Source organism: Terriglobus saanensis SP1PR4 (assembly GCF_000179915.2).
GTDB classification, from domain to species: Bacteria; Acidobacteriota; Terriglobia; order Terriglobales; family Acidobacteriaceae; genus Terriglobus; species Terriglobus saanensis.
The window spans coordinates 3,317,244-3,329,898 of the sequence record NC_014963.1; the positions used below are offsets into that span (position 1 = coordinate 3,317,244).

Consider the following 12,655-nt stretch of genomic DNA (forward strand, 5'->3'; position numbering starts at 1 on the left):
GGGAGATAGATTCACATGCGTCTTGTACTGGCAGCCTTAACTCGACCGCTTACGCTCATCGTGGCCCTGATCGCGATTCTGGCCGGCTTCTTTATGGCGGTCGGCCGAATGCGGATGGACATCTTCCCTCAAGTGGGAAATCCGGTGATCTACGTCGCACAACCGTATGGCGGAATGAATCCCGCGCAGATGGAAGGCTTTCTCACGTACTACTACGAGTACCACTTCCTCTACATCACCGGAATCGAGTCCATAGATAGCAAGAGCATTCAGGGCGCTGCCCTGATGAAACTGAGCTTTCGCGAAGGCACGAACATGGAGCAGGCGATGGCCGAGACAGTTGGCTATGTGAATCGCGCTCGCGCTTTCATGCCGCCGGGAACCGTTCCTCCTTTCATAACACGCTTCGATCCGGGAAGCGTCGCTGTCGGATTGTTGCTGTTCAGCAGTTCGACGCATACCCAAGGAGAATTGCAGAACATTGCCCTCAACCAGGTTCGACCTCTGTTTGCGACCCTACCGGGTGTCTCGGCGCCACCGCCGTTCGGCGGCAATCAGAGAACGATCGTCGTCACTCTCGACCCTGACAAGCTGAAGCAATACAGTGTATCCCCTGAACAGGCGATCTCCGCTGTGAGCACTGGGACGGTTGTTGCCCCTTCGGGAAATCTATACGACGGATCACTCAATCGGATTGTCCGAACGAATGCCACTCTGGGTCCTGAACTCACCGACCTGATGGCGACGCCCATCCACCCGCATTCCGGGACAAACGTCTATCTCCGTGACATCGGCACGATTGAGAACGGCACCGACATTGTCACGGCCTACGCGCATGTTAATGGAAAGCGAACGGTCTATATCCCGGTGGCCAAGCGGTCGGATGCCTCCACCCTTGCCGTGATCCAAGCAGTCAAAGCAGCTATCCCAAGCTTCAAGAAGGTCATGCCGGACGATGTTGACGTACAGCTCGCGTTCGACCAATCGGGCTATGTCTCAAACGCGATCAATGGCCTTGTGCGAGAGGCCCTACTGGGCGCGGTCCTGACTGGCTTCGTGGTGCTCCTGTTCCTGCGCGACTGGCGTAGCTCCGTGATCGTGGTTGCAAACATTCCGTTTGCGCTTGCCGGTGCCGTGCTTCTTTTATGGGCCACGGGACAGACCATCAACATCATGACACTTGGAGGACTAGCGCTCGCGGTCGGTATCCTCGTAGACGAGGCGACGGTCGAAATCGAAAATATCCATACGCAAATGTTGCCAGGCGTTTCTCGGGCCAAAGCTGTGCTCGAAGCCTGCCGCCGCACTGTGACCGCGCGACTGCTTTCCATGCTGTGCGTCCTGGCGGTATTCGTTCCTTCGTTCTTCATGAAGGGCGTTGGTCGTCAGCTCTTTGTTCCGCTTTCGCTCGCCGTCGGCTTCGCCATGATCTCGTCTTACTTTCTTTCGAGCAGTCTCGTTCCGGTCTTTTCAACTTGGCTGATGAAAGAGTCACATCGTGGCGAAGAGACGGAGGGAGCCCTCGGCAAACTTCGCCTCCGCTATGACCGCTACCTTGAACGAGCCTTAAGCTGGAGATGGCAAATCATCGTTGGCTACCTTGCGCTGACAGCCGTCATCTTGCTTGTAGCATCTCCCCTCCTCGGCACGGAGATATTTCCAAACTCAAATGGGCCTGTGCTGCGTATGCGCCTGAAGGCCCCTGTAGGCACTCGGATCGAAGAGACCGAGCCGATGGTGCTGCAGGCTCTCGAACTCATCCGGAACACCGTTGGAAAAGACAACGTCGAGATTACCTCTGACTACGTAGGCATTCAGCCTTCAAGCTACCCCGTCAACCTGATTCACCTCTTCACAAGCGGCCCCGAAGAGGCTCTGGTTCAGGTGCAACTACGGCACGGTCATCCCGACGATGAGGGCGTGCGCGAGTCGCTTCGTTCGGCTTTCCAGAAGCAGATGCCGAACCTGAAGATATCGTTCGAGGCAGGTGACATCGTTTCGCAGGTTATGAGCTTCGGCTCTCCGACTCCGGTTCAGATCGATGTTCAGGGTGTGGATCTCGATCAGAACTACGGCTATCTCGCCAAGGTGCAGGCGGAGTTGCAGAAGCTGACATTCCTGAGAGATGTCTCCGTGGTTCAAGCTCAGTCCTACCCGGTGGTGGATGTGAAGGTAGACCGGGACTACGCAGGTCAGTTTGGTTTGACGATGGCCGATGTCACCAACTCCCTTGTACCCGCAACCGGCTCTTCTCGGTTCATAGCACCCAATTACTGGCGTGATCCAAAGAATGGCAATGCGTTCCAGATTCAGGTGCAACTCCCGTCGAACCGGATGCAGGGGCTCGGTGCATTGTCCGCACTTCCGCTGATGCGTGATGGACAGTCTCAGCCTCAACTGGATCAGGTGGCGAGCCTTCAGTATGGAACAATGCCCGAGATGATTGAACGGCTGAGTGGGCAGCGGATCGTGAGTGTTACTGCGAACCTGCATGGCATTGCGTTAGGTGACGCACAAAAGAAGATCGAAGCTGCTCTCAAGGGCATTGCAGCTCCGCCCAAGGGATCGACGGTCGTGGTCCGAGGCCAGATTCCTGCTCTTGAGCAGACGATCTCCGGTCTCCGTCTGGGCCTTCTACTTGCCATTGCGGCAATCTTCTTGCTGCTCATGGCGAATTTCCAGTCGCTACGTCTGCCACTCGCAATTCTTTCTACAATTCCTGGAGTTTTGTGCGGCGTTGTTCTAATGCTGCTTCTCACGCGAACGACGCTCAACATCCAGTCGTTCATGGGAGCGGTTATGGCGGTCGGCATCTCCGTTGCAAATTCGATTCTTCTCATCAGCTTCGCGGAGCAGTCACGGTATGAGTATCATGACGTGGAGACAGCAACCCGTGCAGGTGCGACGGGACGGATACGCGCCATTTTGATGACGGCTGCCGCGATGATCTGCGGCATGATCCCTCTGGCGATCGGCTTTGGCGAAGGCGGGGCGCAATCAGCCCCGCTCGGTCGCGCCGTCGTCGGCGGGTTGGTTTTCTCTACCTTGACGACTCTCCTGATCCTCCCCATTTTCTACGCCCTACTTCAACGGAAGGCTGCCATAACCTCCAACTCTCTCAACCCGGAAGATCCTTCGAGCCGCTACTATGCCCACTCCTAAGTCTGTTCGTCTTGCTCTTGCACTCCCACTTTTCGCCTGCGTAGCGGCGCAGTCTCAGACCGCCGCGCACATCGAGATGACGAAGGTAGAAAGCCGCTCCGCATCGCGGACGATACCGCTGACTGCCGAACTTCAACCGTATCTCCAGACCGACATCGAAGCCCGTGTGCCAGGCTATGTCGTTAAGATGCTGGTGGATCGCGGAAGCGTGGTTCACCGCGGACAGTTGCTCGTTCAACTTTCCGCGCCGGAGATGAGCGCACAGACGAATGCGACTGACTCGGCGTTGCATCAAGCGGAGGCAGAGGTCGCACAGGCGCAAGCACAGGCAGCGGCTGCGGCAAGCATGTACGCACGTCTACAGGAAGCGGCCAAGACGCCAGGAGCGGTTGCGGGCAATGAATTGGAGCAAGCCGAGAAGCAGAAGGAAGCAGCCGCATCGCTTGTGGAAAGCCGCCGAGCTGCAGTCCGTTCGGCGAAGAGCAAGCTTCAGGCGACAAAGGATATGGAGTCTTATCTGAATGTCATCGCGCCGTTCGACGGTACCATCACCGATCGTTTCGTACATCCCGGCATAATGGTGGACGCAGGTGGTCATACGCCGCTTCTCAAACTACAACAGATTTCGCATCTTCGACTGGTCGTGCCGGTGCCCGAAAGCTACGTCGGTTCCATTGCAAAGGGTAGGTCTGTCACCTTTCATGTCCCTGCTCGTCCTGGGAAAAGCTACTCCGGCAAGATCGCGCGCGTACCGAACGCACTTGACCAACAGAACCGCACGATGATGGCGGAGTTGGACGTGTTCAATACGGACAAGACACTTGCTCCCGGAATGTACCCGACAGTCGATTGGCCGGTTGGATCGAACGACAACGCGCTTTATGTACCGATCACAAGTGTCGTAACCACTACGGAGCGCACCTTTGTCATCACAGTTGTCAATGGTCGCGCTCATTGGGTTAACGTGCGCAAGGGAGCCACAGCAGGGGAACAAGTCGCAATTCGAGGAGAAGTATCGGATGGACAGGCCGTCGTGAAACGTGCCACAGATGAAATCCGTGAAGGCTCGGCGATCTAATTTCAAAGAGAGCCTGACAGAGGATCTTTGATCATAAAAGGGAAAACACTCCGGGCCTGAATTTGAGCGTTCCAGCTAAAATTCAGAGATGCACGGTACACAGCTTGTTGTTCTCGTAGTGATCTTCTTCTTATCGATTTCTCGCCAAAGCAGACTCGCGACGAATCTTGATATCGCTCTTCGTACTGTCGATACAGGCATACAAGAGCCACTTGCCGTCGGGAGACACAACCAGGCTTGGTGTACCTAAGGACAGTGCCTGTGTGAGCTTTCCAGCCGACGTAATCCGGCCGTCTCGGAAAGAATAAAAATTAAGTCTCGCCGACACTGCATCGCCCATCGCGAAGTAGATTCCATCTTTGCTCACTGCCCAATCCAGATCCGGATTAGGGTGAACCCCCGGTATTTGTTTTAGATCATTCCCATCGGTTCTCTCGGACCAGAGACTATGCTCTCCTCGTCCATTTCCACTAAAGAAAAACAATGTCTGACCGTCCATGGATTCGGACGGATACAGCGTATCCTTTGGAGCGATCGGCCGAGTAGCGCCCGTCGCTAAGGTCCGTTTCCATATTTGAGGCATACCGGCCCGGGTAGTATCGAAGTACACCGATCTTCCATCGCGTGACCATCCTGGCCTGCGTACCTCAAATTGCTCGTGTTCAAACAGGGTTGGCTTGCCTCCCGAGGCGGACATAGTAAAAATCTCAGAGTTCCCATTCGGCCTTGCATCGAAAACAACCGCCTTGTTATCAGGAGACCACCGAATCGTTCCAAGCCAAGGTCCCCCGAAATGGGTCATCTGTCTGAGACTGCTCCCATCTTCATTGGCAAACCAGATTTCGGGAGTTCCGGACCGATCCGATACAAAGGCAATCGTCCGACCGTCAGGTGAGAAACTCGGGGAATGGTTGTGGCCCTGAGAAGCCAGAAAGCGCTTAGGGCTCCCAATGTGACCGTTCTGGATGGGCACCCGCCATATATTCCAGTTTTCGTCGCTCTCGACGAACGCCATCCAGTTGCCTATGCGTGAAATAGCAGGCTCCGATGCGGAGGCGGTATCCGACGGCAGCGGTTGCGACTCGCCTCCATTCCTATCTATCTCGCGGAGTTCGTATGACCCTCGCCGATTGGAAGCAAAGATGAGGTGCCATCCGTCCGAAGCCCAATCGACCCCGCGAACATTCCTGTGGTCCGTCGTCAGCTGCTTGAGGTCTGTGCCATCGGCCGCCATGGTGAAGATCTCCCCGGCGCCGTGACTGATATAGCGTACAAATGCGATTCGTTTCCCGTCTTGAGAGAACCTTGGATAGCAATCCTCATCCTGCGGACGAGGCGAGGTGAGGGGTTTCTCGGTACCCGAATCGACGGAGAGGAGAACGAGACCGGCTCCGTAGTCCTTGCCGAGACCATCAGTCAGCAACAATTGCCGACCGTCCGGGGTCCAGGTTGGACTTTGGCAACCGGAAAAAGGATTCTCGGAAGCCCAAAGACCGCTTGTATCTCGAATAGCACCAACCGGATGTTCAGCACCGCCACCTGCGGACTTCACGAACACCTCAGTGCCGGAGGGAGATCGCCGAAGAAAGGCGACCTCCCTCCCATCCGGTGACCAGGCGGGATGAATGTCGGGCTGCTTGTCGTCCGTCAAACGGACGACTCCGCTCGTCTTCAGGTCCTTAATATAGATATCGTAGTTGTCCGCGTTCCCGTCCCAGACATAGGCGACTCGCGTTCCATCTGGGGCAATCGACGGGCTGAATTGCTGTCCGATCTCGTTCGAAAAAGGCACGATGTCGAAACTATCCGCTTTTGCCTGGACAGACCTGTGTAGAGAGATGAGCGACGAACCAGCTAGCGCAGTCAGAACTACAAAGGCGCTTATCGTCGCGATGGAAGTAGGCGATTTAAAGCGGTGCCAAAATCCTTCAACAGAAGTGGCCGCACCCTGAGATTGCGGCAGGACTCCTGGAGACCTGCTCTTTGCCGGGAGCTCGACGAACTGTGCAACGTATCCCCCCTTGGGAATCGTAATGCGGATCGTCTCATCCGGATTATTACTGGCCGCGTATGCATCGAGCTTCGCTCTGAGTCGTCTCGCCTCGCTCCGGACAACGTTATCGAGTTTGGGATCCCAATCAGAGGGGCGATCAAACACCTCGATGCCTATTTGTCTCTCCCTCAATGCGTCCGCATCGTCACGCAAGGATCGTTCCACAACAAAACGCAAAAAGCGCACCATGCGGTCAGCTCGCCCGAACTCCGCGCTGACAGCAAGACGCTCGAGTTGCTTGCGTACGTTTTCTTGAAAACTTTCCATTGGTAGATCGGCCGATGTGGTCCACTCCAGATCTTACATTCGCAAACGTACCAAAGGATGAATCGGGGCAGCGTGACTTCGGTCGAGCGATTCGAGCGCGCAGTAACAGTAAATTAACAAACCCGGAAAGCTATTGGGTGGCGCCCTGCAATCGACTGCGTATCAAAGACATACGTTAGGGTGTGAACGGCGTTCCCACGCCATCGATGGGCTGCGGAGTAGCTCTTTCCCACCCCATACCCACTTGTTTGCGCAACGGTGGTCGTAGAGATTCGCTCTGTACCTTCCCCCCCGAACGGCAAAGCCCTTTCGCCCAACAGGGCCTGCCTTCGTGGGGTAAGGGATCACGAAGCTTTACTTAATTTCAGCGCAACAGACGCAATACTTTGAGGAGATGAGCCAGATGAATTCACTTTTACGAACGATCGGAGCCGCAGTACTGATACTTGCGCCGATAGAGTTCAGTTCCCTTGCGCATGCCCAGGTTCTGTACGGCACCCTTGTTGGAACAGTGGCCGATCCAAGCGGAAAATCAGTTCCTGGTGCAACCGTTATTGCAACCGAAGTCCAGACGGGAACAGAACACCGGCAAACGACAAACGGTGATGGTGGGTACGATCTTCGTGATCTCCTGCCCGGTGTTTACAAGGTCCAGGTCACCGCCAGTGGGTTCTCTCAAGCCGAGCAGACGGGCCTCAATATTCGAGCAAACCTCATCGTGCGCGTCGATGAAAAGCTCAGCGTTGCCGGGACCTCGCAGACAGTTGAGGTGAATGCATCGAACACTGAGCTGCAGACCGACAGCGGGACGATCCATGGCGAACTTACGACGAGAGAGCTTAGCAACATTCCGATCGGAGGATTCAATAACTATCAGAGTCTTCTTAGCCTGCTGCCGGGCGCAACTCCATCGCGATACCAGAATTCCGTGATGGACACTCCTTCCCGCTCCTTGACGACCAACATCAACGGGTCATCCCGCAACAACAATGAAACCGCTGTTGATGGTGCTGCCATTCAGCAGGTCTATCTTCCGCACCACACCCTCTACAACCCGCCCACCGAAGACATCCAATCCGTTGACATCGTGACGAACAGCTTCACCGCCGAGCAAGGTCTGGCTGGCGGCGCAGTCGTTTCGGTCCTTACCAAATCCGGGACGAATCAGTTTCACGGAACACTCTGGGAGGAGAATACAAATTCGGCGCTCGCCGCAAGAAACTATTTCTACAACAAGACCTACTTCTCAGGTGCGAGCAGTTCGGCCCCGAAAAATATCCTGAACCAGTTCGGAGCGAACATTGGTGGTCCGATCCTTCACAACAAACTCTTCTTCTTCTCCGGCTTTGAAGGTCTATCCCAGCGCCAGCTCTATCCCGAAATCGTCTCGGTCCCAACAGATGCAGAGCGAAACGGGGACTTTACAGGTTTGGCTGCACTATACGATCCCAACACTGGTAACTCTGACGGAACGGGACGTGCGACCATAGCGAGCAAGAACATCGACGGACGAAATGCGATTGAGAGCGGCATCAGTCCCGCGGCTCAAAGAGTTCTCGCTCTCATCCCGCATGCCAATCTTCCTGGGACCTCAAACAACCTCTCCGTTGCAGGCACATACAGTCTGGATCGCTTCTCCTTCGACGAAAAGATCAACTGGCAGATCAATCCAAAATCTTCGATGTTCGCAAAACTAAGCTACCTCAGGGCCGACGTCATGTCTCCGAGCACGCTGGGAATCGGCGGAGGTACAGGTCTTAGCCCCGGAGGGAGCAATTCGGGCTCCGGCTATAGTCAGACTCGCATTTTTATCGGTGGCATCGGCTATACACGTACTCTCTCGCAAAACATATTGTTCGACGCGAACTTCGGCGTTGGGCATAACGATCTCGCATGGTATGAGGCCGATTTTGCAAGGAACCTCGGGCCTGGCCTTGGAATACCGGGAACAAACAGTGACGGCAACGGAAGCTATGGGACCGATCCCAACCAGGCGGGCTTGCCTTCATTCGCGGTCACTGGACTTGAGACGTTCGGCAATCCGGATGCTTATACCCCAGAGCTGAAAAATGACTTTACCTACACGTACGTTGGCAACCTGACGTGGGTGGTTGGTTCGCATACCATGCGCTTCGGTACACAGATGCTCAACAATCATCTGAACCAGTATCAACCACAGAGAGGATTTGGTCCGCGCGGTGGCTTTACATTCACCGGCGGTGTCACCGCTCTCAAAGGCGGCGCGTCTCCAACCTCAGCCAACGCATTTGCACAGTTCCTGCTGGGGCTTCCTGACTCCCTTGGGAAAAGCTATCAATTCGAGAACCCCATCTCCGAGACGGAATGGCAATACGGTGTCTACGCGCAGGACCAGTGGCAGGCTTCCCATCGTTTGACACTGACCTACGGTCTCCGTTGGGAGTTGTATCCAATCATGTCCGGCATGGATCGGTACGATTTCACAACAAATCGTATGGTTCTTGGAGGAACCAACGGACAGCCAACCGGAGCTGGATCGAATGCCAGCAAACTGCAGTTCGCTCCTCGCTTTGGATTCGCCTATCGTATCGATGACAAGACCGTCCTTCGAGGTGGATATGGAATCAGTATTGATCCTTATCCTTTCACTCGTGCCATGCGCGATCCTTACCCAGTAACCATAGCCCAAACCATCAATGCAAACAATTCCTATGTGGCCGCTGGCAATTTCGTAACCGGCATCCCCGGATATGCGACCGTCGCACCCGCGATTGGCGGTGACGGTACCGTCGCGCTTCCGCTCACCGCATATACAAAAACTCTGCCAGCGGGTAACTTCCGCAGAGGCTATGTTCAATCGATGAACTTCACGGTCGAGCGGTCGCTCCCTGCAGGCTTCGACCTCACGGCGAGCTACGTGGGAACGCAGACCATTCGCCAGACCACGTACTTTGAAGCGAATGCAGGACAGACTCCCGGACTCGGCGCTGCGGGACAGCCCCTCTACGCTGCCTTCGGTCGCAATGCCGAAACGCAGGTCATCCTTCCCTACAACACGGCTCACTACGACGGATTGCAGTTCAGCCTCAAACATCCGTTCAAGCATGGGGTGCTGCTGACAACCTCGTATACCTACAGCAAGTCTCTCGATGAAGCTTCAGACGATGACAGCGTACCACTGTTCAACGCAGTTGCTTATCAGTATCGCAATCGTGCAGTCAGTGACTTTGATCGAAAGCATGTTTTCGACATGGGCTTCACCGCCGAGCTTCCTTTTGGAAAAGGCCATGCCTTCCTGCGTGAGCGTGGCATCGCCAGTGCAATTATCGGGGGATGGAAAGTGAACGCGGTTATCTCAAAGTACACGGGATTACCCTTTACCCCTGTGGCTTCTGCTACCTCGCTCAACGCGGCATTCAATACGCAGGTCGCGAATCAGATTTCACCTCATGTTGCTACGCTGCACGGGATTGGGAAGTTCTCTACCTGGTTTGATACATCTGCTTTCGCACCGGTCACAACATCCAGCTTCGGAACGGCAAATCGCAACTCACTACGAGGCCCCGGCGATGCTGATCTTGATCTGGGTATCTCCAGAGACTTCCCCCTCAAGGAGCGACTGCATCTGGAGTTGCGGGGAGAGGCCTTCAATCTCACCAACACGCCAAATTTCGCGGTGCCAGCAAACAATGTCTCAAACAGCAACTTCGGCCAGATCACTTCGACCTTCGGAAGTGCAGCGGATTCAAGGATCATTCGATTCACCGGCAAGCTGAATTTCTGAACTCTTCCGTCATCTCAAGAACTGCTGGTGCTGGCCACGCCATATAGCCGGCACCGTAAGCTCTTGAACGATGACTGTTGGCTCCACAGCATTCGTGAACGCGAACCATCTTGATTACATGACAGGAATCAGTCCATTGATTGACAGCAGAACTATATCGAGGCGAACATTCGCACGTACCCTTTCTTCTCTGCCGTTTGCGGCCTGCTTGCCATCCTTCGGACGCACAAGTTCGATGCCATATGACCGAGATAGGATACTTTCCTTTGTAGCCCGCCACCGCAAGCCCGAGGGCGGCTACGGATGGCTTTCCAGGACGAAAGCCCATATCACGCCAACCTTTGCTGCTGTCGGTTGTTATCGAATACTGCAGTCGCCCGTTCCCGAAACAGAGGTTTTAGCTGATTTCGTGCGTTCGCATTATCCGGTACCCGCAGGGCTTTCTCAACAGCCACTCTGGAGGATCGACTATGAACAAGCACAAATACTGAATTGGTTAGGCAAGACCATCGGACCAGACAAGCTTGCGATGTTGCAGGAACCGTTTGTCTATAACACCTATTTTGAAAAAAACGCCTATCCAACATTTCAGCATCAGGCCATGGCGCTGCGCTTGAGAAAAATGATCAGCGCAGACAAGAATCTCTCTTCAGCAGCGTGGCGAGACTACTTCAAACTGCGGAGAAGGACGAATGGCACATTCAACAACAGCGTAGCCGCTGATGGCTCCGATGGCCACATCGTCAATACGCTTTGGGGGATGGGAGCGCTGGAAGACCTCGGACAGCAGGTGCATCTTCCGGCTGACGGAATCGCCTGGATAAGGAGTTGCCAGTTAGAAACCGGAGGATTTATATGGTGTCCTTTTCCCGCGCTGGGTCGATGCGAGAACATGATCTACACATGGGCAGCAGTGTCCCTACTATCTCAGGCAAACTCTAAGCCGCGCGATACGGACGGCTGTATCCGGTGGATCAACGAACAGTTCACGGACGAAGGTGGTTTTCGAAGTTCGCCGCTGGCCAATCCAAACCTTACCGCAACCTACTACGCTCTTGACGCGTTACGAATACTTGGCGCTTCGGCATCGAAGAGAATTCGCCCGCAGTCTGCTCGCAGGAGCTCATCGTTACCTTCGACGCTCAAGGTTTATAGCGCCCAGATCGAGGCGCCGGGCAACGGTAGCCCGAGCGAAGCTGTCAGGCTGGCCCAGAGCTTGGACATTCATCTATGGACAGCAAAGAACGCTTCGCACCAATGGATCGCAGAGGCGCAAAGGATCGCCAGCATGCATGGCTTCAGTATTCAATTCGCCCGCGGTGATGAGGAATACGGAACCTACACGAGCGTAAGCGGCTTCGGAACATATAGCCATCTGGACGACTTGGTCGCTCCAGGCGATGCACGGCTTGGACCATATCCTCCTCAAAAAGACGTTCCATTGCCCTGGACCGAGTTTCGCGATACGCGTATCAAGGCTATCCGTGAAGACAAGGGACGTATGGTGTGGCAGTTCAATGAAAACGAGGAACTGACACGCATTCTGCTGGACGAGGCATGCCATACAGGCGACTATGGCGCAATCAGCAGCTTTCATTTTGGGCTTGATGATTTTCTCGATTTCGAACCCTTCCTCATGGAGTGGGAAGGGCGCCTCGCAATGATTGGCCTGCAGGACTCTCACGGCGGAGAAAGCTGGTGGTGGACAAGCCAACTCGAAGGTTTCCGAACCCTCTATCTTGCTGAAGATCCCTCCTGGGAGAGCTTCCTCAAAGCAATCGATAACAAATGGGTCTTGTCCGTTCGAAGGGATGCATCCACGAACCACCAGATCGAATGGAGCGGCGCATTGTCCGAGGTTCGTCGGTTCATCGCCGACCGAGAGCAGGACTGGTCATGGTGGACCGGTAGCCACTCTGATCGACCGCTAGCCATGCTGACAGTTCTTCGGCCGAACATGCCTTTTGAAATTGGCGCGCCAAAAGAGGGCCTGAGCATCCGTGTGCGTCTGCGCTTTGGCTTGGGCGATAGCCCGAACAAAGCGGTTCTATACGAACAGCAAAGCGAACTCGTATCCATGCACATCGACGATCGGGAGGTGCATCCGGAACAGGTCGTACTGACACATGATCGATATCTCCTCTATAACGTGCGAGAACCCGAATCGAAAGTAGTCAGCGTAGTCGTCCGCGATCTTGCGAACGGCCGGACCGAGGCCCTTCATGCGGACCTTAGATAGTACTTCTCGCAGCCTCGACACACTCTCAGAACAATCAGATACCACTGGAAAGGTGACTACGTGCCTAATAATCTTCCCTTCATTTCACGTCGC

The 12,655-nt window shown here is 54.8% G+C and carries 5 protein-coding genes; 4 read left to right on the forward strand and 1 reads right to left on the reverse strand.

Features of this window, described 5'->3' with window-relative positions; genetic code table 11:
- Window positions 1-15: 15 nt before the first annotated feature.
- Window positions 16-3,162 carry an efflux RND transporter permease subunit gene (locus tag ACIPR4_RS13400; RefSeq protein ID WP_013569202.1) on the forward strand — a complete coding sequence of 1,049 codons (3,147 nt, stop codon included), beginning with the start codon at window positions 16-18 and terminating at the stop codon, window positions 3,160-3,162.
- On the forward strand, window positions 3,149-4,240 hold the full coding sequence (locus tag ACIPR4_RS13405) for an efflux RND transporter periplasmic adaptor subunit (RefSeq protein ID WP_013569203.1): 1,092 nt from the start codon (window positions 3,149-3,151) through the stop codon (window positions 4,238-4,240). Before ACIPR4_RS13400 ends, ACIPR4_RS13405 begins: the two co-directional genes overlap by 14 nt.
- 130 nt (window positions 4,241-4,370) lie before the next feature.
- Here the strand turns inward: ACIPR4_RS13405 and ACIPR4_RS13410 are convergent, their stop codons facing one another.
- Window positions 4,371-6,560: a PD40 domain-containing protein gene (locus ACIPR4_RS13410; protein WP_013569204.1), complete on the reverse strand. Its 2,190-nt coding sequence runs from the start codon at window positions 6,558-6,560 to the stop codon at window positions 4,371-4,373.
- A 403-nt stretch (window positions 6,561-6,963) separates the two neighbouring features.
- Here ACIPR4_RS13410 and ACIPR4_RS13415 point away from each other — a divergent pair, with 403 nt between their 5' ends.
- Together ACIPR4_RS13415 and ACIPR4_RS13420 are read left to right on the forward strand one after the other, a co-directional pair.
- Window positions 6,964-10,323, forward strand: a complete 3,360-nt coding sequence (locus ACIPR4_RS13415) for a TonB-dependent receptor (RefSeq protein WP_013569205.1) — start codon at window positions 6,964-6,966, stop codon at window positions 10,321-10,323.
- A gap of 409 nt (window positions 10,324-10,732) precedes the next feature.
- Window positions 10,733-12,562 (forward strand): prenyltransferase/squalene oxidase repeat-containing protein, encoded by a 1,830-nt coding sequence (locus ACIPR4_RS13420; protein WP_222829228.1) that lies wholly within the window; start codon window positions 10,733-10,735, stop codon window positions 12,560-12,562.
- Window positions 12,563-12,655 lie beyond the last annotated feature (93 nt).